At 70.0% G+C, this 24,932-nt stretch carries 22 protein-coding genes and 1 pseudogene; 4 read left to right on the top strand and 19 right to left on the bottom strand.

Annotated elements, in window-relative coordinates:
• Positions 1 to 71 precede the first annotated feature (71 nt).
• The 4 genes from CHAN_RS12305 to CHAN_RS12320 all read right to left on the bottom strand — a co-directional run bounded on the left by CHAN_RS12305 (position 72) and on the right by CHAN_RS12320 (position 4,547).
• A complete protein-coding gene (locus CHAN_RS12305; protein ID WP_048739841.1) occupies positions 72 to 617 on the bottom strand; it encodes an RNA polymerase sigma factor in 546 nt (181 codons plus the stop codon).
• Positions 618 to 682: 65 nt separating this feature from the next.
• Positions 683 to 1,063, bottom strand: coding sequence for a hypothetical protein (locus CHAN_RS12310; RefSeq protein WP_290290163.1), 381 nt, complete (start codon positions 1,061 to 1,063; stop codon positions 683 to 685).
• Between the two features lie 62 nt (positions 1,064 to 1,125).
• Complete coding sequence (locus tag CHAN_RS12315) at positions 1,126 to 3,027, bottom strand: Hsp70 family protein (protein ID WP_290290166.1); 1,902 nt, start codon at positions 3,025 to 3,027, stop codon at positions 1,126 to 1,128.
• Positions 3,028 to 3,074: 47 nt separating this feature from the next.
• Positions 3,075 to 4,547 carry a DUF7373 family lipoprotein gene (locus CHAN_RS12320; protein WP_048739837.1) on the bottom strand — a complete coding sequence of 491 codons (1,473 nt, stop codon included), beginning with the start codon at positions 4,545 to 4,547 and terminating at the stop codon, positions 3,075 to 3,077.
• A gap of 210 nt (positions 4,548 to 4,757) precedes the next feature.
• On the opposite strand from CHAN_RS12320, the gene CHAN_RS12325 reads away from it, so the two are divergent.
• Entirely contained in the window at positions 4,758 to 6,617 is a 1,860-nt protein-coding gene (locus CHAN_RS12325) for a dynamin family protein (RefSeq protein WP_290290170.1), read from the top strand.
• Complete coding sequence (locus CHAN_RS12330; RefSeq protein ID WP_290290172.1) at positions 6,617 to 8,032, top strand: dynamin family protein; 1,416 nt, start codon at positions 6,617 to 6,619, stop codon at positions 8,030 to 8,032. Before CHAN_RS12325 ends, CHAN_RS12330 begins: the two co-directional genes overlap by 1 nt.
• Positions 8,033 to 8,060: 28 nt before the next feature.
• On the opposite strand, the gene panD is transcribed toward CHAN_RS12330, so the two are convergent.
• From panD to dacB, 14 genes and pseudogenes are all read right to left on the bottom strand, one after another.
• The gene (gene panD, locus CHAN_RS12335) at positions 8,061 to 8,480 is read right to left on the bottom strand and encodes an aspartate 1-decarboxylase (RefSeq protein ID WP_048739834.1); all 420 of its coding nucleotides are present in this window, start codon (positions 8,478 to 8,480) and stop codon (positions 8,061 to 8,063) included.
• Positions 8,481 to 8,749: 269 nt separating this feature from the next.
• Positions 8,750 to 9,649: pseudogene (panC, locus tag CHAN_RS12340) on the bottom strand (pantoate--beta-alanine ligase); the annotation flags it as partial.
• A gap of 107 nt (positions 9,650 to 9,756) precedes the next feature.
• Positions 9,757 to 10,662 (bottom strand): Rossmann-like and DUF2520 domain-containing protein, encoded by a 906-nt coding sequence (locus CHAN_RS12345; RefSeq protein WP_290290175.1) that lies wholly within the window; start codon positions 10,660 to 10,662, stop codon positions 9,757 to 9,759.
• A 7-nt stretch (positions 10,663 to 10,669) separates the two neighbouring features.
• Positions 10,670 to 12,064 (bottom strand): DUF6779 domain-containing protein, encoded by a 1,395-nt coding sequence (locus CHAN_RS12350; RefSeq protein ID WP_290290177.1) that lies wholly within the window; start codon positions 12,062 to 12,064, stop codon positions 10,670 to 10,672.
• On the bottom strand, positions 12,061 to 12,567 hold the full coding sequence (locus tag CHAN_RS12355) for a DUF3180 domain-containing protein (RefSeq protein ID WP_290290179.1): 507 nt from the start codon (positions 12,565 to 12,567) through the stop codon (positions 12,061 to 12,063). Before CHAN_RS12355 ends, CHAN_RS12350 begins: the two co-directional genes overlap by 4 nt.
• A 5-nt stretch (positions 12,568 to 12,572) precedes the next feature.
• Entirely contained in the window at positions 12,573 to 13,124 is a 552-nt protein-coding gene (folK, locus tag CHAN_RS12360; protein WP_290290181.1) for a 2-amino-4-hydroxy-6-hydroxymethyldihydropteridine diphosphokinase, read from the bottom strand.
• Entirely contained in the window at positions 13,121 to 13,525 is a 405-nt protein-coding gene (folB, locus tag CHAN_RS12365) for a dihydroneopterin aldolase (protein WP_290290183.1), read from the bottom strand. The genes folK and folB overlap by 4 nt, the downstream gene beginning before the upstream one ends.
• A gap of 1 nt (position 13,526) precedes the next feature.
• Positions 13,527 to 14,432, bottom strand: coding sequence for a dihydropteroate synthase (gene folP / locus CHAN_RS12370; RefSeq protein ID WP_153251431.1), 906 nt, complete (start codon positions 14,430 to 14,432; stop codon positions 13,527 to 13,529).
• A 53-nt stretch (positions 14,433 to 14,485) separates the two neighbouring features.
• On the bottom strand, positions 14,486 to 15,121 hold the full coding sequence (folE, locus tag CHAN_RS12375; protein ID WP_048739824.1) for a GTP cyclohydrolase I FolE: 636 nt from the start codon (positions 15,119 to 15,121) through the stop codon (positions 14,486 to 14,488).
• Positions 15,118 to 17,802, bottom strand: coding sequence for an ATP-dependent zinc metalloprotease FtsH (gene ftsH / locus CHAN_RS12380; RefSeq protein WP_290290187.1), 2,685 nt, complete (start codon positions 17,800 to 17,802; stop codon positions 15,118 to 15,120). Before ftsH ends, folE begins: the two co-directional genes overlap by 4 nt.
• 96 nt (positions 17,803 to 17,898) lie before the next feature.
• Entirely contained in the window at positions 17,899 to 18,483 is a 585-nt protein-coding gene (gene hpt, locus CHAN_RS12385; protein WP_048739822.1) for a hypoxanthine phosphoribosyltransferase, read from the bottom strand.
• A gap of 57 nt (positions 18,484 to 18,540) precedes the next feature.
• On the bottom strand, positions 18,541 to 19,644 hold the full coding sequence (gene tilS, locus CHAN_RS12390; RefSeq protein WP_290290191.1) for a tRNA lysidine(34) synthetase TilS: 1,104 nt from the start codon (positions 19,642 to 19,644) through the stop codon (positions 18,541 to 18,543).
• Between the two features lie 44 nt (positions 19,645 to 19,688).
• Complete coding sequence (locus CHAN_RS12395; protein WP_290290194.1) at positions 19,689 to 20,966, bottom strand: amidase; 1,278 nt, start codon at positions 20,964 to 20,966, stop codon at positions 19,689 to 19,691.
• Positions 20,967 to 21,100: 134 nt separating this feature from the next.
• Entirely contained in the window at positions 21,101 to 22,546 is a 1,446-nt protein-coding gene (gene dacB / locus CHAN_RS12400) for a D-alanyl-D-alanine carboxypeptidase/D-alanyl-D-alanine endopeptidase (protein WP_290290196.1), read from the bottom strand.
• 91 nt (positions 22,547 to 22,637) lie between these two features.
• On the opposite strand from dacB, the gene CHAN_RS12405 reads away from it, so the two are divergent.
• Together CHAN_RS12405 and CHAN_RS12410 are read left to right on the top strand one after the other, a co-directional pair.
• Positions 22,638 to 23,111, top strand: a complete 474-nt coding sequence (locus CHAN_RS12405; RefSeq protein ID WP_048739820.1) for an inorganic diphosphatase — start codon at positions 22,638 to 22,640, stop codon at positions 23,109 to 23,111.
• A gap of 248 nt (positions 23,112 to 23,359) precedes the next feature.
• Complete coding sequence (locus CHAN_RS12410; protein WP_065421425.1) at positions 23,360 to 23,830, top strand: carboxymuconolactone decarboxylase family protein; 471 nt, start codon at positions 23,360 to 23,362, stop codon at positions 23,828 to 23,830.
• 4 nt (positions 23,831 to 23,834) lie between these two features.
• On the opposite strand, the gene CHAN_RS12415 is transcribed toward CHAN_RS12410, so the two are convergent.
• Entirely contained in the window at positions 23,835 to 24,917 is a 1,083-nt protein-coding gene (locus CHAN_RS12415) for an ABC transporter ATP-binding protein (RefSeq protein ID WP_048739819.1), read from the bottom strand.
• Positions 24,918 to 24,932 lie beyond the last annotated feature (15 nt).

Consider the following 24,932-nt stretch of genomic DNA (forward strand, 5'->3'; position numbering starts at 1 on the left):
CCACCGGCGGCCCCACCCCGGCAACCCCGCGACGGCAGCCCCGCGCCCGTCAATCGGCGACGGCGATCGGACTACCCGTCATGCACCAGCGCGGACGCGAGCTGTTTCCTGGCCCGATGGAGCCGAACCTTCGTCGCCGAGAGCGTCGACTGCTGGTGATCGGCGATTTCGGCGACCTTCAGCCCCGCGATCTCGAAAAGGACGATCGCCTCACGGGCCTCCGGGGTCAACCCCTCCAGCGCCGCCCTCAGTTCCTGGGAGTCGACCACCGAGTTTTCGAAACTCGGCGAGTGCCCGACCAAATGGACCTCTTTCCCATCCCCCAGTTCCCCGTCCAGCGACACCACGTCCCGCCGGGAACGAACCAGCTCGAGCGACGCATTCGAGGCGATGCGGTAGAACCAGGTGCCGAAACCCGAGTTTCCCCGGAACTTCCCCAGATTGCGCCAAGCCAGCGCAATCGCGGACTGGAACGCATCCTCGGCATCATGCTGGTCAGAGCAGATCCGGAGGCACACGTTCCACGCCTTCAACCGATGCCGCGTCACGAGCTCGGCGAAGGCACGCTGATCGCCGCCGAGGGCTTCGCGGACGATCTCCAGCTCCTCACGGGGCATCCGGAACGACCCCTTTCCCAGACGAACGGCTCACGGTCATGACACCGGGTTCCGGACACCGAACGTCAGAGCGAGCCCTCCGCCGAATCCCAGGTTTCCGGGGATTCTATCGCGAACGGGCCGTCGGCACCGTCTTCGGAGGAAACTTCTTGCCCCGCGCCCCCATCCTCCCCGACCCCCCAATCGGTCGTCTCCGGGGATTCGACGCCGACGTCGAAATCATCCGGGGCCGGCCCCGAATCCTCGTCGCCATCCTCGCCGCCGACGCCGGCCGGCGCATCCTCGCCGAAGTCGAGCCCGTCGGCGGCCACCGGCGAATCCTCCGGAACCAGTTCGCCGTCGCCGACCACCGGATCGTTGTTCAGCGCGAAGTCGAGAAACGACGGCCATTCATCATCGGGAAACCCGACGAGCTCAAACAACGGGTCTTCGCTCGGGACCACCATGCACCTCCCTCGCACTCCGGTCGGATCCCACCTTAACGAAATGACGCCCCACCGGCCGCAGCTCACTCGCCCTCGGGGATCGGCTGAGAATCGGCGGGCAACAAATCAAATGCACGCAACATGGCAATCGCCTCGTCCGGACCCTTCAGATGCCTCGCCTCGATGATGAGGTTCTTTTCAACGTCGACGTAGATCGCCCGAACATTCGTCTCCGAATACGTTTCCTTTGACACGTAGACCGACGTGCTGCGGTCACGGTCGAAATCGCGCAGGACGACGTCCCCGTAACCGTTCCCATCCCGCGCGCTGGTGCGTTCACCCTTCGCGCCGACTTCGCTCACGTAAAAAGAGAGTTGGGGTTTGTCGAATTCCCGACTGAAGTTGAAAAACTCGGCCATCCGATCCGAATTGACGACGTCGCAATTGATCCCGGCAGGGTTTCCCGCGCGATAGTGACTTGACTCGACGCACCGGCCGATCTCCGGTTCCATGCCCGCGGGGATCGCCGCCAGCGCGTTGTCGACCGGCGACGCCGTCGCCCGCCCCGCATCGGCCGTGGGCGACTGCTCCGACGAACCCGTGTTTTCGCCTGACGGAGTCGCCGCGCCGGACGTTGGCTTTGCCACGGCTTCGTCGGAATCCCCGGACGCTGATTTGACCGCCCAAGCGCCACCCCCGATCAACGCCACCGCCACCAGGGCGCCGACGACCGCGAAGAGGGGCCATCTGCTCCGGGAACCCGCCCGCGCCAAGGGCTTCGTCGGGGCCGGCGAATCCCCGATCACACTTTCCCTCATCGTTTCCGGAAGGCTCGCCCGCGCGGATTCTTCCTCCGCGCCCACCGGCCCCGAGGGGGGCGGCCCCGCCCGCAAGTGAGTCAGCACGGGACCGACCGCGCTCAGCGCGCCCTGCGCGACGACGGTTTTCGGGTCGTCGAGCGTCGCCAGCGGGCCCAGTGATTTCAGTGCCTCCTGCACCGCCGGAATACGGGACGACCCACCCGTCAAATAGAGCGCTTCGATCTCGTTCGCTCCGACGATGCCGGCGTCCGCCAGCGTCTTCCTGGTCAAATCGACGGCGCGATCGATCAGCGGGCGGGCGAGTTCCTCGAACTCGCTCCGCGCTATCTGGAACTGGTGGATTTCGCCCGCCGCGATGACGCTCACCGAAGCGACCGACGACTCCGAAAGCAACTCCTTCGCGCGACGCAGGGAGTCCTCGGTCGCGTGCCGTTCCACGAGCGGCGATCGCGTGCGCACGTACTCCAGCAGCTCCGGATCCGACGACTCGATTTGCTCGTCGATCCAACCCCTGAGCACCGCATCGAAGCTCTTTCCGCCGAGTGCCTGATCCCCGCGCGCCGCGATGACCGAAAAGGAGCCGTCGTCCTGAGCCTCGAGCACCGCAACGTCCAGCGTGCCACCGCCGAAATCGAACACGGCGATCCGCTGGCCCGGTTCCAGCCGCTTGGCCCGGGAATAGTAATGGGCGGCCGCCTTCGGTTCGGACACCATCCGGATGTTCTCGGGCGGCACCCCGAGATTGCGCGCCGCGGTCCGAAGCACCTCGATTTCCAGATCCGACCATGATTCCGGGTGAGTCAAGACGATCTCGCAGGGCCGGACACCGCCGTGCTCCTTCGTCGCCCTTTCCACGACCGACGCCAACACGGCGGCAATCGGCGCGGAACTGTCGATGTCGTAGCCGTTCAACTGGAACGTCTGCTGCGGAACCAAACGCTTCGGCGCCGGAATGAACCCTGCGGGATTCGCCTCGCCCCGATCGATCGCCACGTTACCGACCTCTACATCGGCTTCGGAGCCGTAGTAGACCGAGGACGGCATCGTCGCGTTGCCATGGCCGAGATTCACCGCTTCGATAACGCCCTTGATCGGATTCGTATGGGCCGCGGCCGTGTTTGACGTTCCGAAGTCAATGCCCAAAATCCACTCGTTGCCGGACATCAAGAACCTGCTTTCGTCTTCGTCGCGACTGCGCTCATGTCCGACCCTCACTTCTCCGGGGTCGGCTCGGCGGACCCGGCCGGCTTTTCCGTGGACATGGTTCCGGAAACGGTCGGCGCCTCACTGGAAGGCTCATCCCGCACTTCAGCGCCGGGAAGCTTCGACCCTTCCGGATTGACTTCCGCGTCACGGAAGATTTTGTACTGCGCCGCCATCTTCTGCGAAAGGCGCTTTCGGGCCTCTTCCAGGGTTTTCGGCTTGTTCTTTTCGGACTCGGATTCCCGAACGTCCCGGGACTTCCCGCTTGAACGCTCGAAATAGACTTCTTCGCCAATTGCGACCTTGTCGCCGTACACCATCACGCAGGTCAAGTGCATGCCGCCCGGCGTAGGGGCCCCTTCGGCGCACGTGACATCGGGGAGCCCCTGGGGATCCTCGTAGATCTCGTAATCCTTCGACTCGTAGACGGTGATCACCGCGCTCTGCATCGCCTGCGCCCCCGTGTTGCTGCGAGCCCTAGCCACGGCCGTGTTGTAGACGCCCAAGGACTCGATTCCCGACAGCTCAACGGCCTGCTTCGTTTCCGTCACGAAACTCTGAGTGCCAGCATATCCGCGAGGGTTGTTGGTCGCGGGGAAGAGTGCAGGTTTTTCGTCGCCGAGCGGAGAAACCGCGTACCTCAGCAATCCATCGGGATCCACCTCCGGCCACTCCACTACCTTGCCGGACTCATCCGTCTTCGCAATGTCGGCCAGTTCCGCCACCATGTCCGGAACACGGGAAAGATATTCCGAGTGGAATTCGCGGATGTCCTTGATGGACCCTTCTCCCCCTTCGTAGTAAATGTAGAAGATGAACTCCCCCTCCGTCGAGAAAGTGAACATCGCTTCATTCTTATCGTCCTTGTGCTCGGTGGCCCAAACAATCGCCCGCGTCGTGGGCAAACCATTGACCCACCCCTCTCCCTTCATGGATTCACTTTCAGTCGGAGCGGAGTTGGTGTAGGACTCGTACAGTGCGGCACTTGCCCGTGCCGCTATTTCCGGGGTTTCGTAGCGCAACGCCGCGACCGTGACGGTTTTGTTCCGCCCCACATCGTTGGCAAGGCGGAAATAGCCGCCGCGATACGAAGGATCGAACGGCTTCAGCGACTCAATGTTCTCCTTGCCGAAGAAGAAGGAAGTCGACGCACTGCCGATCACCTCGCGGCCGCCCCTTCCGACGGTGAAATCGGGATCGATTTCGGAGGCCAAGGGCATGCTGTTGCCGATGGCGGTGCTTTCGACGACGCGTCCGACTTCCGCGTTATCGATCTTCTTGAGCGGAATCCGGTACTTGTCGAAGAACGGGCCCGAATCGAACGAGCCGGGATCGACCCCCGAAGCCGCGGACGGGGGCGACGCCTGATCCGCCGAGGACTCCGCTCCCGCCGCATCGGGGGCGACATCTCCCCCGCAGCCGACCAAGACAATGCACGAGGCAATTGCCGCGAACATCGTCGCCATCTTTTTCTTCTTCATTCCGGTGCTCCTTCGGATCGATCACGTCCCTGCCACGGGCCGTTCGGGGTTTCCCGGCGACCGGTGGCGGACCTTCATGAAGTTAGATGGGGCGTTCATCCGGATGGTTACATCTTTTGCCCCGCCCACCCCCGGGTTCCCCTGCAATAATGTTGTGCGCAGTGGGCAGCGGTGCTGCACCGCACCGTGCTGCACCGCGCTAGGAGGAACATGACCAAGGCAATGCCGTCCACGCCGCTGGAGAAAGCTTCGGCGCTGCTCGATCACGTCATCGACCAGGTGCTGCTCCCCTACGGATACGCGTCGGAATGCGACGTGGCCCGCGAGCGCTTTTCCGCGGCATCCCAGCAGAAGACGGTCGTCGTGGTCGGCGAAGTATCCCGCGGCAAGTCGGCGTTGGCCAGTGCCCTGGTCGGTATGCCGGGGGCCTCGCCCCAAGGCGTCGGATTGACGACTTCGACGGCGATCGCGCTCGGCCCCGAATCGGAGGCGTTGCAAAGCGGAATGGCGGAGCTCTTCTACCCCGACCGCGCGGTCGCGATCCCACACGGGGAATTGGCCGCGCACGTCACCTCGCCCACGGCCAGCGTTCCCGGCGATCCCGCGGAAGATCGGCCCACCAGGGCATTCGTCGCGGTCTCCGACTCCGCCATGGGAGACGCAATCGTGATCGACACCCCCGGCGTCGGCGGCATCAATTCCGACCATGCCGGTTTGGCCGTCACCAACGCACGGCAGGCGACGATCCTCGTCGTGACGGTCGATGCCTCGACCCCGATCACGAAACCCGAAATGGACTTCATCCGCACCACGGGCTCGGAAATCGGCTCCGTGATCGTGGCGGTGACCAAGACCGACAAGCACGCCACCGGATTCAGGTCCATCGCCGAACAGAACCGGGAACTCCTGCTCGCGCATGTCGGCCGGGAACTCCCGGTGATTCCGGTGTCCAGCGTGATGGCCACGTACGAATCCCCCGATCCAGGGGACATGGAGTTGATGCGTTCATTCTCGGGCATCGGGGATCTCCGGGAGGCCATCTTCCGGCGCCTGGCCAACGCGGAGAACCTTCCGGCCATCAACGGGCTGCGCGTGGCCGCGGCGACGCTGCAGAAATTGAAGGCGAAGCTCGAGGAAGAACTGGCCGTCGTCGAGCAGGGTGCCGGGGTCGTGCCCAAGCTCGCGCAGGACTTGGACGAACTCAAGGCGCTGAAGCGCGAGATGGAACAGTGGGAGCACTACCTCGGCCGCGACCTGACGTTGCTGCGTCAAAAGGTGGCGTTGCAGCTCGATTCGGAACTGGACCGCATCCGCCAGTCCTGGTCGGAGCGGATCTCGAAGTCCGGGATGAAGGTCCTCCGGAAGAACCCCCAGTACTTCACGTCTCTCATGGAGGCGGAATTCAATGGTGCAGTCGTCTCGGCGCTCACCGCCTACACCGATGAGCTCCGGACGGAGATCGTCGAGCCGCGCTTCAAATCGGAACTGGTGTGGCGCGACATCGAGGAGGACATCAAGGGCGCGCTCCTCGATCGCGAGCTCCGCACTTCCTCCGTAAAGAGCAAAAGGGAGGGCATCGTCGACCCCATGATGCTCATGATGGGCGTCTCCGGCGGCACGATGATCGGCACGGCCCTGGCCACGGTGGTTTCCTTCGCGGGTCTCGGCTTGATCGCGGGCGTCGGTTGGGTGGCCTTCAACGTCGGTTTCAAGGCGATGCGCACCGGCAAGAACAATCTCGTGACCTGGATCCGGGAAACCACCGTGACCACCAAGCAATTCACCTCGCGCCTGATCGACTCGGTCGCCGCGAGCGCCAGGCCCGCGATCGTGCTGAGGTACCGAGCTCAACTCCGCGAGGCCACCGAAGACTTGCAGCGCCAAATCAGGGTCGCCGAAGCCCAGGCGGAACGGGACGGTGCCTCGCGGAAGCGCTCGCTGGAACGGCTGAAGAAGAACCACGCGGTGGTGGTGAAGAGCATCCTGCGCGTCGAGCGGATGATCGAAGTACTCGAACAAGATGCGGTGCCGGAGTCCCCCGGCGCCGATGACCGCGGAGGAGCACGGTAGTGGACCCCATCCAATCCGCCCTGGACTCGGCCCTGTCGGCCCTGGCACGCCTGTCACCCGAACTGCGGGCGGAATCCGACGCCATCTCCGACGAGCTGTCGAAGCCGCCCCGCATCGTGATCACGGGCCGCCTCAAGGCGGGCAAATCCACCCTGGTCAACGCGTTGATCGGTGCCCCCGTGGCCGAGACGGCGACCCTCGAGGCCACGAACGCCGTCACTGCGTACCAGTACGGGGCCCCGGATCGCGCGGAAGTGGTGCTGAAGACGGGCGATCGCATTCCCGTCGCCACCCGGAGGGGAGAGGTCGCGTCTCTGTCCGTCCCCGCGGACGAGGTCGACTTCGTGGAGCGGTGGATGCCGGCCGGTGCCCTGCGGAACTACACGCTCATCGACACCCCGGGGCTGGCCACGTTGACCGAAGCCAATGAGCGGACGACCAGGCGGGCCCTGGGCATCGACGGTTTCGAGCAGACCAGGGAGGCGTCCGCGTCCGCCGATGCCGCCGTGTTCCTGTTCGATGCGGTGCCGCGCGCCGACGAAATCGAGTTCGTCCAGCAGTTGGGCTTCACTCCCCTGAACCTGCTGGGAGTTTTGTCGCGCGCGGATTCCTTCGGGCCGGGGGCGCTGGGCGCGGAAGATCCGATCGACGCGGCGCTCGCGCATTCGTCGGTGCTTCTCGATCAGCTCCGGCAGTTCGTCTTCCGCGTGATTCCCGTCGCGGGGCTGATGGCGCAGTCGGCCATCGGGGGCGCGGTCACGGAATCATTCGCCCGCCGCGTCGCAGCGAACCGGGAAAAGTCCCCCGCGGAAATCATGGCCCTGGTTCACGGCCCGCGCACGCCGGATCGCGACGAGATTCTCGAGCTGATCGAAGTGATCGGCGAGTACGGGCTCATCGAAGGACGCCGGCGCGTGGACGGGGGCGCGACGGAGCTGACCCATTGGCTCAAGGAGCGCTCGGGGGTGCCCGCGCTCGAGGAATCCCTCCACGAAGCCCTCGGCCCGTACGCGCGGCTCCACAGGGCCTGGCGTTGCGTCGAGCGTTTCGAGCGGCTCGTCTACGAGCACAGGGAGCATGGACCGGAGATCCGGCGCCTCGCCTCCGCCCTCCGATTCGACCCGCGGATGTACCCGGTGCTGTTGCTGGGCGATCTCAAGGCTCTGCTCATGAACGGAGCGGACCCCGAGATCACCGCCGCGGTATTCGAAGTGTGCCAGGGCACCTCGAACGGGCAGAGGCTCGGCCTTTCCCGTTTCGCCTCGGGCTTCGAGATCATCGAAGCCGTCCGGCAGAAGCGGGCGAAGCTGGACGGACTCGCATTGCGGATGCTCAATCCGGCCGAGGAGGTCGCGGTGGTGAATCTTCGCCGCGCGTATGCCGAACTGGACAAGGCCGGCCAGCTGCTGACCTAGCAGCGCCGGCCGGGAGAATCCGCCGCGCCTAGAACTCCTCGGGCTTGCGGGGATCCCACAGGCCGGAACCGACCGGCACGTTGGCGGGATCGTCGCCCTCGGTGACGATGCGGTTGTTCTCGTCGACGAAGACGACGTTGGGCTTGCGGGTGCGCGCCTCCTCGTCGGTCATCGTGCCGTAGCCGATGATGATCACCAGGTCACCGGGCGAAATCAGTCGCGCGGCGGCACCGTTGATCGAGATGATGCCGGACCCGCGCTCGCCCGTGATGCAGTACGTGGTCAGGCGGTTGCCGTTGTCGATGTCGACGATGTCGACCTGCTCGCCCTCGAGCAGGTCGGCGGCCTCCAGCAGATCGGCGTCGATCGTGCAGGAACCGACGTAGTGCAGATCCGCCTGCGTCACGGTGGCGCGGTGGATCTTGGACTTCAGCATGGTGCGGAACATCAGCGGCCTCCTTCGGACGCGGTATCGGGATCGGCGGTTGCGGAATCGGTGGTTCCGGCGACATCGCCCTCCGAAACCGGACGACGCACCGTACCACCCTCAACGCCTTCGGCGCGAAAACCCATTCCCCCCGCCGCGAAACCGGCGCCGCGCAGGCCCTCGCGGGCCTCGCGCGCCTCTCGTTCGGCGCGGACCTCGTCGACGCGGGCCTTGAGCCTCTTCAGCTCGGCCATCTCCTCTTCGGTCAGCGGGGCGTCGTCGACGCCGGCGGCGGACAGCGCGGCCTGGGCGATCTCGCGTTCCCGCATGTCGCCGAGCAGCACGCCGACGTTGTCGATCAGCCGCGTCGTACCCACCCGGGCGGCGACCAGCAGCCGGGCCTCGCCCTCCTCGGGGGCGGCGCCGAGGCCCGGGCCGCGCAGTTCCAGGTAGTCGACGTCGACCTCGGGGCGCTCGTCGAGCACGGCGCGGGCGGTGGACAGCACGGCCTCCGCGCCGTGGTCGCCGACGTGCGCGCCGGCGGTCAGCGCCGCCGAAAGGGTGACGGCCAGCTCGCGCTCGGCGTCGGAGAGGTACCGGTTGCGCGAGCTCATGGCCAGGCCGTCGGCCTCGCGGATGACGGGCACGCCGTGCAGCTGCACCGGCATGTTCAGGTCGGTGACCATCTGCTGCATCAGCGCGAGCTGCTGGTAGTCCTTTTCGCCGAAGATGGCGTCGGTGCAGTTGGTGATGTTGAACAGCTTGTTCACCACGGTCAGCGCGCCGGCGAAGTGGCCGGGGCGGGTGGCGCCCTCCAGCTCGTCGGCAAGCGGCCCCGGCTGGACGGTGGAGCGGAAGCCGTTGGGGTACATCTCGCGGGCGGTGGGCGCGAAGACCAGCTCGCAGCCGATGGCCTTGAGCTTCGCGACGTCGTCGTCGAGCGTGCGCGGGTAGGCGTCGAAGTCCTCGCCCTCGCCGAACTGCAGCGGGTTGACGAAGATGGACACGACGACCACGGCGCGCGGCAGCGACTGCGCCGCCCGGACCAGCTCGAGGTGCCCCTCGTGCAGCGCGCCCATGGTGGGCACGAGGACGACGGGCCGGCCGGTCTTGCGCATGGCGCGCGTGACCTGCGAGATTCCCGCGATCGTGTCGTGGACTGTGATGTCTCCGGCGGTGTAGCCGCTCACGTTTCCTCCGAAAATGCGCGAACGCCCGACTGACGTTCGTCGTGGTTCCCCCAAGGGTGGCCGGGGAGAATTCCCGATAGACGGTAGTCTCCCGGCCCCGGCCGATCCTAGTCGGCCCCGTCCCCCGGGTCCCCCAATTCGCGCAGGACGGCGGCCGAACCCTTCAGTTCGGCGATGCGCCGCGCCATGGCGCGGTAAGCGGGGGTCACCCGCGGCAGCTCGTCCCCGATGACCTCGAGGTGCTTTGCGACGGTGCCGGCGTCATCGCGGGCGGCCGGTCCCGTCAGTCCGCGCGGGCCCCATTTCAGGGCGTTCTCCAGCGAGGCCCCGAGCAGTGGACCGAGCAGGGCGGCGGCCTGTTCGCGGGCGGCCGCGGGCGAATGCCCCGCCGCCGGGTCGCCGCGGTCGGAGATGGTGCGGGCGAGGAGTTCGACGGCGTCGGCGACGACGGCCCCCAGGTGGTTGGAGCCGTGCGCCATGGCCGCGTGGTACAGCGGCCGGCGGCTTTCGGGGATGGGGATGGCGCGGCCGCCGATTTCGGAGATGAGCAGTTCGGCGACGGTGCGGGAGAGCTCGTCGCCGACGGTGACGCCCCAGGGGCACCCGGCCAGGCGGTCGGTGTCCTCGGGCACGCCGGCGAAGGTCATCGCGGGGTGCGCGGCGATGGTCAGCGCGCCGGTCAGGGCGATGGGGTCGAGCACCGCCCGGCCGCGGGAACCGGCCACGTGGGCCACGATGCGCCCGGGGCCGACGTGCGGGGCGATCCGCTCGACGACGCCCGGCAGTTCGGGGTCGGGCACGGCCAGGATGATCAGTTCGGCGTCGCGCGCGGCGGACTCGACGTCGGCGATGCGGGCCTGCGGCAGCCGCAGCGCGGCGCGCGCCCTCGACGCCTCGGAGCGGGCGACGACCGCGGTGACGGCGTGGCCCGCGCGGGCGAGCGCTTCGCCCACCGCGGTGCCGACCGCTCCGGCGGAGATGACGGCGGCGGTGAGTCGGGGGGCTCCCGGCACTGGCCGCCTACTCCCCGGAGTCCTTGCGCGCGCGCATCTGGGCGAGGAGCTCGGCGACGGTCAGGCCGCCCTCGTGGTCCTCGGCGCGGCGGCGGCCGTGGCGGGAGCGGCGGCCGGACCCTTCTTCCTCGGCCTCCGCATCCGCGGGGGCATCCGAACCGGCGCGGGCGGCGGCAGCGGCTGCATCGGTGGCGGCGGCGGCCTCATGTGCGCCGTGCGCGGGCCGATCGCCGATCTTGGGGAAGTCGGCGGTCTCGGGCGAATCGCTCGCCCAACCGGCGTCCGTCTCGCCGGAATCGCCGGACTCGCCCTCGATGCGCGGCAGCACGGCGGTCGGGCGGGATTCGGCAGCGTCGGGCTGGGGCCGGTACTGCGACTTGGTCTCGGCCTTCTCTTCCTTCTTCTCTTCCTTCGGCTGTTCGGCCGGCTTGGCGGGCTTGGCCGGCCTGTCCTCGGCGGGCTTGCTCACCTTGCTCGCCCACCCGTAGTCCGGCACCGGCTCGGGCTCCTTCTCCGGGGCGGTGGCGGGGGTGGTCTCCCACGGCACGGCGCGGAAATCACCGGTGTCGTAGCCGCCGTAGGACTGCCCGGACGGGCCGCCGTCCACGACGGGCACGTCGACCGGCTCGCTGTCGTCGCGGGAGTCGAAGGAATCGCGCCGGTCCCAGCCTTCCGGGACGCCCGTCACCGTCGGGCCGTGGGGGCCGTGGGTGGTGTGGGAGCCGACGGTGCCGTTGGCGGTGGCCTCGGCGCGGTGGGCGGTGGCGCGGGGCTTCGGGCGCTGGTGCGACTCCGGGTCCTTCAGCGGCGAGGACATCGGCGCGTCGAGCTCCCGCAGGCGCTCGGCGCGGGCCCGCAGCGCGATGCGCTCCTCGTCGAGGTCCTGGCCGAGCAGTTCGGCGAGGTGCTCGCGCAGCGCGACGATCTCGGCGCGCAACTGGGCGATGGTGTCCTCGGACTTCGCGTCGAGGGAGTCGAGGTAGTTCTGCTCGAGGATGAGCTCCTGCTCGCGGTGGGTGGCCACCTCGCGGTCGAGCTCCAGCTCGTGCATCACCTCCAGGTCGGCGATGCGCTCGCGTTCGGCGGCGAGCTGGCGGCGGTAGCGCGTGACCAGCAGCGCGCCGATGACCGCGGCCCACAGGCCGGCGAGCACGGCTATCTTCATCCAACCGGTGGAGTCGGTGAACAGCATCACGATGCTGGCGACCACGGCCAGGGCGATGAGCGCCACCATCATGATCATGGCCACCTTGTCGGTGGCGTCGCCGTCGCCGGTCGCCACCGGACCGCCGGCGACTGGCGCGTCGTCGTCCCGCTCATCCCATTCCCCGACGTGCCCGGACTCGGCCACGTCGGGATGCTGCCCGTTTCGGTCCACGTCGAAGTCCTCCGGTTGAGTCATGTTCCCCAGCCTACCGACGGCGGGACCGGTTCCCCGCCCGACGCGGCGGGCGGGTCGTCATCCGGGGGAACTTGACAACACCGTTCGAGCCACAGTCCGGCGGCCGCGAGGGCCACGCCGCTCACCGCCCCCACGGCGAGGACGGGGCCGTCTTCGGCGGCGGCCGCGAGGTCGCTCCAGCGGGGGATCGCCCACACGAGCGCCCCCGCGTACAGCCCCGTGAGCACGGCGCCGAGCCACGCCGCCGAAGTGCCGATGACCAGCCAGCGGGCCACCGTCAGCGGTTGGATCTGGCTGGAGTCCTGCCCGACGCGGTCGTCGTCGAGGGCGGCGCCGATCCACCGCGCGGCCGCGGCGCACACGAGCGTGAGCACCCACGGGAACAGCAGGTCCCACCAGCTGCGCGGCCCCATCGACCCGTAGAAGCGCCCGTAGAGCAAGTACCCGGCGAAGGCCAGGACCAGCGCGGCGGCGGCCAGGGAAACGATCGAGGTCGGCTTCATCTGGTTCACGGTCCCCAACCCCCGGGGTCGCGCCGCACCGCGGCCACTTCCTCCGCATCGAGCTTTGCGACGAGGCGGGCGACGTTTTCGCCGAGCAGCCGGGCGCCGGGATCGGCGTCGAGCCACGGGACGAGCACGAAGGCCCGATCGCGGGCATGGGGGTGGGGCAGGGTCAGCGTCGGGTCGTCGGAGACGAGTTCCCCGCCGGACGGGACGTCGTCAGGCAAATCAGCCGAGCCAAGCAAATCAGCCGAGCCAAGCGGAATCACCTGCACGACGTCGACGTCGAGGGTCCGCGGGCCCCACCGGACGTCGCGGACCCGGCCGGCGGCGTTTTCCAGGGACTGCCCGAAACGCAGCAGCTCGAGCGGCGTTTGATCGACTTCGATGATGAGGACGGCGTTGAGGAAGTCGCCCTGCTCGACGCCTCCCCATGGCGGGGTGGCGAACACGTCCGAGCGTGCGACGGTGACGTCGGCGAATGCGTCGGCGACGCCGCGCAGCGCCGCCCGGGCGTCGCCCAGGTTCGCGCCGATCGACAGCACCGCGCGGATCATCGCCGGGTCTTCCTCGAACGGCGGGCGGTCACCGCGACGTCGCCGAATTCCAGCGGGATCGGGGCCTGCGGCTTGTGGATGGTCACCTCGACGGCGTGCAGCAGCGGCGGGCGGGAGGCCGCGGCGGCCGCGGCGCCGTCGTCGGCCAGCAGCTTGTCGGCGATCTCGGCGGCGACGGTTTCGATGAGGTCGCGCGGCGGCCCGGCGATGACGTCGTGCGCGGTCTGCGCGACGGCCCCGTAATCGACGGTGTCCGCCAGGTCGTCGCTCGCGGCCGCCGCGGTGAAGTCGAGCCACAGGATGATGTCGCAGATGAATTCCTGCCCGTCGCGCTTTTCGTGGTCGAAGACCCCGTGGTTGCCGCGGACCTTCAGCCCGGTCAGGGCGATGCGGTCGGCCATGTCAGTTCTCCTCCCCCGCGCCGGCGGATCCGTCCGTCGCGCCCGGCTGCGCCATCGGCCTGTTGCCCCCGCCCGCCGGGTAGTCGCCGTCGGCGGCGACGCCCTCGGGCGCGCGCCCGGCGGTCCAGGCCGCAGCGACGTGGACGGCATCGCGGCTGGCGGATACCTCGTGGACCCGCACGGCCCACGCGCCCGCGGCGGCGGACAGCGCGGAAATCGCCGCGGTGGCGTCGTCGGCGTCGCTCGGCGGGCGCGGGGTGCCGTCGACGACGGTGGCGGTGAATCGTTTGCGGCTCGCGCCGACCAGCACGGGGTATCCGTCGGCGACGAGTTCGGGCAGCGCGTGCAGCAGCGCCCAGTTGTCGTCGGCGTTCTTGGCGAAGCCCAGCCCCGGGTCGACGATGATCCGCTCCTCGGGGATGCCCGCGGCCAGCGCCCGGTCGGCGAGGCGCCGCAGGTGGCCGCGGACTTCGGCGACGATGCCCTCGGCCGACGGCTCCGCCCGCCCGGACGCCGACCCGAAGCGGTCGGTGCGCCAGTGCATCAGGCACACCGGCACCTCGCCGGCGGCGCAGACATCGAGCATCCGCGGGTCGGCGACGCCGCCGGAGACGTCGTTGATCAGCACCGCCCCGGCCTCGATGGAGGCTTCCGCGACGGCGGCGCGCATGGTGTCCACGCTGACCGGGATCCCGGCGGCCGCCAGCTCGCGGACGACCGGCACGACCCTGCCCAGCTCCTCCTCCGCGGCGACGCGCACCGCCCCGGGGCGGGTGGATTCGCCGCCGACGTCGACCAGGTCGGCGCCGTCGGCCATGAGCCGCCCCGCGTGGGCGACGGCGACGTCGGGGTCGATCCAGCGGCCGCCGTCGGAAAAGCTGTCCTCGGTGACGTTGACTATGCCCATCACCAGGCAGCGGTCGCGGGCGGGCAGGGCGAGCCGGTCGGGGGCCACGGCGATCAGCGCCCCGTGATCAGCGACATCGCCTCGGCGCGCGACCGGGCGTCGGACTTGAAGCCGCCGCGCACCGCGGAGGTGATGGTCGTCGCTCCCGGCTTGCGGATGCCCCGCATCGCCATGCACAGGTGCTCGCACTCGATGACGACGATCGCCGAGGTCGGCTCGAGCTTGTCGACGAGGGCGTCGGCGACCTGCGCCGTGAGCCGTTCCTGGACCTGGGGGCGCTTGGCGTACAGGTCCACCAGGCGAGCCAGCTTGGACAGGCCGGTCACGCGGCCCTCGGGGCCGGGGATGTACCCGATGTGGGCCTTGCCGAAGAAGGGCACCAGGTGATGCTCGCACGTCGAGTAGATCGGGATGTCCTTGACCAGCACCAGCTCCTGGTGGCCCTCGTCGAAGGTCTTGTGCAGCACCTCCGTCGGGTCGACGTGGAGCCCGGCGAAGACCTCGCGGTAGGCCCGGGCGACGCGCGCCGGGGTTTCCCTCAGGCCCTCGCGGTCGGGGTCCTCGCCGACTGCCAGCAGCAGCTCGCGGACGGCCGCCTCGGCGCGGGGCTGGTCGAAGGTCCCGCCGTTTTCGCCGTGGTCGGCGGCGATGTCCGGGTGGACCTCGTCATCCCTGTGGTCGTAGTTCATCGCGGCTCCTCCGTTCCGGTCGTGCCCGAACCCGGGGTCTCGTCCGGGCGCGGCGGGGTCGGCTCCTCCTCGCCCGGGGCGCGGTGGCGGCCGGAGCCGACCGTGGGGAACTCCCGCGTCGACTCGGTGTCCGAGCCGCCGAGCGGACGGCCCTCGGGGGCGTCCTCGCGGGACTTCGGGGTCTCGCGGTGCTCCGGCTGCTCATGGTCGGGCAGGCGGAACCCGCGGGGTTCGTCCGGCTGCTGCGGCTGGGCCTGCGGGGTCTGGGGCGGCCGGGGATTCTGGGGGCTCTGCGGGCCCTGCGGCGGCTGCGGGATCTGCGCCGCGTTCGGGCCCGGGCGCTCCCACCCGGACGGCGCCGGGTAATTCGCCGTGCCCGGGTGGCCGCCCTGCGGTCCAGGCTGGCCATGCTGACCCGGCTGGCCCGGCTGACCCTGCGGTCCCCGCTGCTCAGGCTGGTTCGGCGCGCCGTACGGGTTCCGCGAACCACGGTTTCCGCCGTCCTTCGGCGGCCAGCCCGGGACGATCCAATCCGGCGGCGGCGGGGTCCCGCCGTAGACCGGCACGTTGCGGCGATCGGGCTGTCCCGGCTGCATCTGCTGTCCGGGCTGACCCGGCTGACCCGGCTGCATCTGCTGTCCGGGCTGGCCCGGCAGCTCCTTCTGCCCGCCGTCGCCGGCGCCCTGCGCGCCGTCCTGGCGGCGCGGGCGCACCGGGGCGAAGATGTTCTCGCGGCGCGGCGGCTCCTCGCCGCGCTCGATGGCCAGCTCGACCGGGGTCTTCACCGGCTCGCGGCCATCGCGCGGGTGGCGCTTGTCGGTGTCCAGGAAATCGAGGCGCTCGCGGATGCGGACGTCGGTGAACATCGCCTCCAGGTCCGGGCGGCGCAGGGTCTCCTTCTCCAGCAGCTTCTCCGCGAGCACGTCGAGGGTGTCGCGGTTCTCCTTCAGGATGTCGTAGGCCTCGTCGTGGGCCTTGGAGATCAGCGCGCGCACCTCCTCGTCGATCTTCGCGGCGACCGCGGGCGAGTAGTCCAGCTGGCCGGAGCCGCCGCGGCCGACGAACGGGTCGCCGGCCTCCTCGCCGTACTTCACCGGGCCGAGCGACGCGGTCATGCCGTATTCGGTGACCATCGCCCGCGCGATCTTCGTCGCCTGCTCGATGTCCGCCGACGCGCCCGTCGTCGGCAAGCCGAAGACGAGCTCCTCCGCGGCGCGGCCGCCCATCGCGAACACCAGGCGCGCGAAGAGCTCGGGCAGGTTGTACATGCCCTTGTCGTCCTCGGGCACCGTCATCGCGTGGCCGCCGGTGCGGCCGCGCGCGAGGATGGTGACCTTGTACACGCGCTCGATGTCCTTCAGCGCCCACGCCGCCAGGGTGTGGCCGCCCTCGTGGTACGCGGTGACCTTCTTCTCCTGCTCGGAAATCACCTTCGACGTGCGGCGCGGGCCGCCGACGACGCGGTCGACGGCCTCCTCCAGCGCATCGGCGGTGATGACGTCGCCGTTGACGCGGGCGGTCAGCAGCGCGGCTTCGTTGAGCACGTTCTGCAGGTCGGCGCCGGACATGCCGGCGGTGCGCTTGGCCAGCGACTCCAGGTCGGCGTCGGGGCCCAGCGGCTTGTTGCGGGCGTGGACGTCGAGGATCGCCTTGCGGCCTGCCATGTCGGGCGCGCCGACGGGGATCTGCCGGTCGAAGCGGCCCGGGCGCAGCAGCGCCGGGTCGAGGATGTCCGGGCGGTTGGTGGCGGCCATGATGATGACGCTGGAGCGGTCCGAGAAACCGTCCATCTCCACGAGCAGCTGGTTCAGCGTCTGCTCGCGCTCGTCGTGCCCGCCGCCCATGCCGGCGCCGCGCTGGCGGCCGACGGCGTCGATCTCGTCGATGAAGATGATGCAGGGGCTGTTTTCCTTGGCCTGGTTGAACAGGTCGCGCACGCGCGAGGCGCCGACGCCGACGAACATCTCCACGAAGTCCGAACCGGAGATCGTGTAGAACGGCACGCCCGCCTCACCGGCCACCGCGCGGGCCAGCAGGGTCTTGCCGGTGCCGGGCGGGCCGTAGAGGAGCACGCCGCGCGGGATCTTCGCGCCCAGCGCCTCGTAGCGGGCCGGGTTCTGCAGGAAGTCGCGGATCTCGTCGAGTTCCTGCACTGCCTCGTCGGCCCCGGCGACGTCGTCGAACGTGTTGGTCGGCTCCTCCTTGTTCAGCATCTTCGCCTTGGAGCTGCCGAAGCCGAACATGCCGCCGCGGCCGCCCTGCATGCGGCTGAACACCCACATGATCAGGACGAAGAAGATGAGCATCGGCAGCAGGAAGCCGAGGGTGGACACCAGGAAATTCTCCTGGGTTACCTTCGTCGTGTACTTGTCGATCCCCTGCGCGCCGGAGACCTTCTCGAAGATCCGGTCGGAGGCCCGCGCCGGGTACTTCGTCTTCACCTCCTTGACGTCCTTGGTCTGCTCGACCTCGATGCCGTTCTTCAGCTTCAGGCGCAGCCGCTGCTCGCGGTCGTCGATCTGCGCCTCGGTGACGTTGCCGGCGTCGATCTGCTGCAGCGCCACCGACGTGTCGACGTCGCGGAAGGACCGCGTGTCGTCGGTGAGGGTGGTCACCGCGAAGATGAGGAGGAGGAAAACGCCGACGATGCCGGCGATCCTGAAGACCTTGTTCTTGTCCATGGAGTGGCTTGGCCTTGGCTTTCTCGGGTGTGTTGGGCCTTGTGCGAAACGACCGCCGCGGCTGTTCGCCGCGGCGGGCCGTCGTGGAGCGGGGCGTCAGCTCTGGTAGACGCGCGGGTGCAGCGTGCCGACGTACGGCAGGTCGCGGTAGCGCTCGGCGTAGTCCAGGCCGTAGCCGATGACGAACTCGTTGGGGATGTCGAAGCCGATGTCGGAGATGTCGAGCTTCGCCGTCAGGGCGTCGGGCTTGCGCAGCAGGGTGATGACCTCCAGCGACCGCGGGTTGCGGTTGCGCAGGTTCTTCACCAGCCACGACAGCGTCAGGCCGGAGTCGATGATGTCCTCGAGGATGATGACGTCGCGGCCCTCGATGTCGCGGTCGAGGTCCTTGAGGATGCGCACCACGCCCGACGACGACGTCGAGTTGCCGTAGGACGACACCGCCATGAACTCCATCTGCGTGGGGCACTTCAGTTCGCGGGCGAAGTCCGTCATGAAGAACACCGCGCCCTTGAGCACGCCCACGAGGATGAGGTCCTCGTCGGCGCCGGCGTGGCGCTCGTTGACGCGTTCGGCCATTTCGGCGATGCGCGCGCGCAGCTCCTCTTCGGAGATCAGGATGGCTTCGACATCTTCCCCGTACGGGTTGTCCGGAACGTTGAAGTCCTTGACGTCATGCATGCGGTCGTCCTTTCCGCGCGGGCGCGCCGGCGGTTGCTGCCTGGGATCCCGTCGGGATCACTGCGTGGTCGCGGCGGGGCCGGTGGAGCCCCGCGACACTGCCAGAGTGCCACCTTTTCGGTGCGCCTCCAACCTGCATCCGGGCCGATCGGGGGTTTCGGCGGAAGGCAGGGCGACCGGGCCGCGACCGCGATGGTCGCACACGAGCTTATCCAGCGCGGCGACGTGGGCGGCGGTCAGCGCCGCGGCGCCGTTGGCTTCGGCCCATTTCTTCAGGGTGCGGGTGCGCACGGCTTCGGGCAGCTTTGCGACGTCGCCGGCGTCGAGCTCGGTCATGGTGCCCAGTGCTTCCACGGCCAGTGCGTCGAGTGCGGCGGCGTCGGCGCGGATGAGGTCCGCCGTGCGCGCGAGGTTGGCGGCCACGCCGGGGCCGAGGTGCTCCTCCAGCATGGGCAGGATGGTGGCGCGGACGCGGACGCGGGCGAACCTGGGGTCGTCGTTGTGCGGGTCATGCCAGGGTTCCAGCCCCAGTTCCGCGCAGGCGGCGAGCGTGTCCGCGCGGCGCAGGGGACCGTCGGAATGGGGCGCGCCCGACCCGAGGAAGGGCCGGACCACCCGCACGCCGTCGTCCCACGTCCGGTCGGGCGACATGCCGGACAACGCGCCCGCGCCGGCGCCGCGGGCGAGGCCGAGGAGGACGGTTTCCGCCTGATCGTCGAGGGTGTGCGCCAGGAGCAGCGGCCGCCCCAGGGCGCGGGCGACGCCGTGGAGGGCGGCGTGCCGGGCGGTGCGGGCGGCGGCCTCGGGCCCTTCCCCCGCTCCGGCGGCGCCGCCGGGCACGTCGACGCGGATCACCTCGGCCGTCGCGCCGAACCCCCGCGCCGCCGCGGCCGCGCGCTCGGCGACGTCCCCGGAGCCCTCCTGCAGCCCGTGGTCGACGACGACGGCGTGCACCGCGCCACAGCCGGCCCCCGAAGCCATCGCTTCCGCCGCGCATGCCGCGGTCAACGCCAGGGAATCCGCCCCTCCCGACAGGCCCACGATGACGCCGGGGCCGGCCGAATGGGAGTCGCGCGGGCCGTCGTCAAGCCAATGCCGCACGGCCCGGCGCGCCCGCAGGAACGCGGGGCTGCGGCGCGGCCAGAACGGTGCTTCGGTCATGCCGACAGGCTATGTCAGTCCCGCCGCCTCCCTGCCGCGCGCCCTCAGCCCAGGCCGGGAACGCCGCCCGCGGCGATGCGGTCCATGGCGGTGAGCAGCACGCGCTCCTGCGTCATGCGGGCGACGACCTGCACCGGCACGCCCGACACCGGCTCGACCACCACGCCCGCCGGGAAACCGAGCAGGTTCCACACGGAGACGAAGGGGGCGTAGCGCATGTTCGAGGCCATGTTGGCCAGCCAGGGCCGCGAGTGCCACTGGGCGTCCGACGGCGGCTCGGTGGCCAGCGCCGGGGTGATCAGGACGTTGTCGCCCGGCAGGAACTTCTCCATCTTCGCGCGGGCGCGGACCACCTGGCGGTCGGAGATCGACCAGCGCAGGCCCCGCCCGATGCCCGCGTGGACGCGGTTGCGCCATTCCAGGTGCTCGCCGGCGCCCTCGTCCTCCAGCGAGTTGGCCACGCTCGCCGACCAGCGCGCCAGCATCGGCAGCGGGTTGAGGGGGTACGGGGCCTTCGCCTCGCGCACCGGCAGCCCGGCGTCGGACAGCGTCCGCGCCGCCATCCGCGCGGCCTCCTTCCACTCCGGCTGCGCGCCGAAGCCCGCCACCGGCGACGACAGGTCCAGGATCGCGCCGAATTGCGGCGGCAGCGGGGCGTCGACGGCGTCGACGTGGCCGCGGGTCAGCGCCTTCATCAGAAGCACCAGGTCCTCGTTGTCCTGCGCGAGGACGCCCTGCACCGCCATGCCGTACCAGTCGTTGCGGCCGGACCGCCCCGGGACGATGCCCGGCGTGGCCTTGATGGTGGACAGCTTGCAGGCCGCCGCAGGAATGCGCAGCGACCCCATGCCGTCGTTGCCCTGGGCGAACGGCACCATGCCCGCCGCCACCGCCGCCGCGGCACCGCCGGAGGACCCGCCGGGCGTGCGCCCCGGGCGGACCGGGTTGCGGGTGATGCGGCCGGGGACGTCGGTGGTGCCCCACGTGCAGAACTGCGGGTTCGCCGTCGTGCCCACCGGGATCGCCCCGGCTTCCTCCAGCCGCGCGACCACGTCGTTGTCCCGCCCCGTGTTCGCCTTCATGGCGAAGGGCACGCCGGCCAGTTCCAGATCCGCCAGGTCGGGGCGCTTGGCCAGATCGCGGGCCTCGGAGATCGCGCGGTCGGCCCACACCTCCGTGAAGGCGTTCACCGCACCGTCCACGGCGGCGATCCGGTCGAGGGAATCGCGCACCGCTTCCTCGGGCGTCAGCTGCCCGGCGCGCACCCCGGCGGCGATGTCCCGGGCGGTGGGCTGGGTCAACGGCTGAATCTCGTCCATCATCTCTCCTCGCGTCGGTCCCGGGCACGGGCGTGTACGGCCACCGTAGACGAGATCGTTTCGCGGGGGATCGCTTTTCGACGCCCGCGTGCGGATGCGGCGGCCGGGCCGTGCCGGAGGCCGGGATCAGGACGGGGTCAGGAGATGGCGCTGAGCTTCGTCGCCGCGGCGTCGGCGGCGGCGCGGGCGGGCAGCAGCGAGGCGTCGTTGGAGAGCAGGACGAACGTCAGCACGTCGCCGCCCTTCGTGACCGTGAACCCGGCCAGCGCCGAGGTCCCGTCGAGTGTGCCGGTTTTGGCGCGGACCCAGCCGGCGCCGCCGGTGCCCGCGTAGCGCTCGGCGAGGGTGCCCGAAACGCCGCCGATGGGCATCGAGTCGAGCAGGGGCCGCAGCTCCGCCGTGACGTCGCGGCCGTCGGAGTGCCGGCCCGCCGCGGCGAGCAGCACCCGGTCGAGCTGCTGCGGCGTGACGCGGTCGTCGACGCTCAGTCCGCTGGAATCGGCCAGGTTCGCCGCGCCCGGGCCGGTGAACTGCAGGCCCAGCCCATGCTCGGAGAGGGTGTCGGCCACGGCCTTCGCCGCGCCCGCGAAGTCCGGCGTCAGGCCGCGGTCGATGGCGACCTCGCGGGCCAGCGACTCCGCCAGGACGTTGTCGGAGCGCGTCATCATCTGCCGCACGCGATCGACCAGCGGCGCCGAATGGACCTCGGCGAGCACCTCCGGCGCACCGGCTCCGCCGCCGAATTTCTTCGCGGCCGACTCCTCCGGTGCCAGGACCTCGACCTTCGACGCGCCCAGCGCGCTCGCCAGCGCCTCTCCCGCACCGGCGGCCGGGTCCGGGGTGCGGCGGGCGTCCTCGCGGTCGAGCGCCAGGCGGGCGCCGTCGACCATGACCGGCTCGACCGGGGCGATGTAACCGGCGCCGATGCCGTCGCGCTCCCAGGTCGGGTGGAACGTGTCCGTGAACAGCGAGCGGTCCACGTACACCGTCGGCGCGCCCGGCACAGGCTGGCCCGCGGCGACGCCCGACGCCTTGCGGACCTTCTCCGCGATCTCCGCGATCGACGCGGCCCCCGGGTAGAAGCCCGCGCCGTCGATGCTCAGCGTCGGGTCGCCCGCGCCGATCAGCACCACGCCATCCTGCCCGGGGTAGCGCACCACGCGGGTGGTGACGGTCTTGGCGTGGTCGAGCTGCAGCAGCGCCGCGGCGGCCGTGAGGATCTTCAGCGACGACGCCGGCCGCGTCGGATCTCCGGCGCCCCGCTCCCACAGCGTCGCCCCCGTCTGCGCCGACGACACGATCGCCGTCAACTGCCCCAGCGCCGGATCACCCGCCGCACCGTCCATCACCGCGGCGACCCGCGCCTTCAAATCCGACTCATCGGCCGACGGCGCGGACGACGGGCCGTCGTCAAGCCCCTGCACGGCACCCGCCGGCCGCAACGGCGCCTGCGCGGCCGGGACCTGCGGCGCCTCGGCCACCGTCACCCGGTCGGCGTTGACCGCCAGCCCGGCGACGACGATCAGGCACACGACGACGGCGAACGCGGCGACGGACAACATCCACCCGACGGTGCGGCTCACGGGGCTCCTCCAGTAGGCAACGACTAAGCTGGAACCACTTTAGGCGCCCGCGCCTGTGCAGACACGACACCACACCAGAGGAGCAGTCCACATGACCATCGAGGTCACCATCGAGATCCCGAAGGGCCAGCGCAACAAGTACGAGGTCGACCACGAGACCGGCAAGGTCTACCTCGACCGCTACCTGTTCACCCCGATGGCCTACCCCGCCGACTACGGCTACATCGACGAAACCCTCGGCGAGGACGGCGACCCGCTGGACGCCCTCGTGGTGCTGCCGGAGCCGGTGTTCCCCGGCGTGATCGTCAAGGCCCGCCCCGTCGGCGTTTTCAAGATGACCGACGAAGCCGGCGGCGACGACAAGCTGCTCTGCGTCCTCGACGACCCGCGCTTCGACGACTTCCAGAACATCTCCGACATCTCCCAGTTCACCCTGGACGAGATCGAGCACTTCTTCGTGCACTACAAGGACCTCGAGCCGGGCAAGGAGGTCTCGGGCTCCGGCTGGGGCGACAAGGACGAGGCCCAGCGCATCCTCGACGAGGCCATCGCCCGCCACAAGTAGGGCGCGGCGCGCAGCCGACAACCCGCCGCATGCCATGGGCGTGCGGCGGGTTTTCGCGTGTGCGGGGGCACCCGCCCGCGGGTTTCGGGACGCGCCGGAATAATGCCCCGAGGGGTATGGTTGAACGGTGCGATGGCGTGCACCCCGGAACTCCCCGGGACAGCCGCGCCGCCAACCGCCCGGCGCCGCCGAACGAACGCCGGGACCGTGACGCCCCGTCCCCCAACCCACTTCGAAAGGACCCCGCGATGAGCGAGAGCACCATGGACCGACTGCCCCTCGGCGACGTTTTCAAGGAGGCCTGGAAGGCGCAGGCCGCCCAGACCCAGGCGATCTGGAAGAAGGCCGAGGAGCTCGGCGTCGGCCGCGACCTCATCGAGCTGGTCTACGTCCGCGCCTCGCAGATCAACGGCTGCGCCTTCTGCCTCGACGTCCACGTCCGCGAGGGTCTGAAGGCCGGCCTGTCCACCCTGAAGCTGTCGGTCACCCCGGCCTGGCGCGAGGCCGGCGCGGTCTACGACGAGGTCGAGCGCGCCGCCCTGACCATCGCCGAGACCGCCACCGACCCGGTGGCCGCGCACGAGAACGTCGCCGAGTACGACGCCGCCCGCGAGGTCCTCGGCGACGAGAAGGCCGCGCTGCTGTCGTGGGCCGCGATCTGCATCAACGGCTGGAACCGCATGCACGCGCTGAGCCACACCCCCGTCGAGGGCGCGTAAGCGCTCAGTCGCCGAGCCGCGCGCCGGATTCGCCGTCGAACAGGTGGATCCGGCGCGCGTCCGGCACGATGCGCAGCCCGTCGCCGGCTGCGACGCCGTGGCCGCGCTCGCGGCGCACGGCGATCTTCGCGCCGCCCGGCCCGATGCCGTGGATGATCGACTCGGCGCCGAGCTCCTCCACCTGCGTGACGTCGATCTTCGCCGCATGATCGGCCGGCTCCGCGCCATCGGCGTCGATGGCGACGTCCTCCGGCCGGAAACCGACGGTGACGCGGTGCCCGTCGCGCTGCGGCGCGGCCAGCGGCACCACGGCACCGCCGTCGAGCTCGACCACGTCGCCCCGGACCACGCCGGGCAGCAGGTTCATCGACGGCGAGCCCATGAAGCCCGCGACGAACGCGTTGACCGGGCGGTCGTACAGCACCGCCGGGGTGTCCACCTGCTGCAGCACGCCGTCGAGCAGCACCGCGACGCGGTCGCCCATGGTCATGGCCTCGACCTGGTCGTGGGTGACGTAGACCGTCGTCGTGCCCAGCCTGCGCTGCAGCGCCGAAATCTCCCCGCGCGTTTCCACCCGCAGCTTCGCGTCGAGGTTCGACAGCGGCTCGTCCATGCAGAACACCGCCGGTTCGCGCACGATGGCGCGGCCCATGGCCACGCGCTGGCGCTGGCCGCCGGACAGGGCCGCGGGTTTGCGGTCCAGGTACGGCTCCAACTGGAGGATGCGCGCGGCCTCGCCCACGCGGGCGTCGATCTCCGCCCTGGGCACCTTCTGGTTGCGCAGGGCGAAGCCCATGTTCTGGGCGACCGTCATGTTCGGGTACAGGGCGTAGTTCTGGAAGACCATGGCCACGTCGCGGTCCTGCGGGCGCACGCCGGTGGCGTCGAGCCCGCCGATGTGGACGCTGCCCCGGTCGACCGGTTCCAGGCCCGCCAGCATGCGCAGCGACGTCGACTTGCCGCAGCCGGAGGGCCCGACCAGGACGAGGAACTCCCCGTCGGCGATGTCGAGGTCCAGCGAATCGACGGCGGGCTTGCCGTCCTTGGCGAAAATGCGAGTGGCCCCGTCGAAGATGACGCCCGCCATGAATTGCTCCTCGTG

Source organism: Corynebacterium hansenii, from assembly GCF_030408795.1.
GTDB classification, from domain to species: domain Bacteria; phylum Actinomycetota; class Actinomycetes; order Mycobacteriales; family Mycobacteriaceae; genus Corynebacterium; species Corynebacterium hansenii.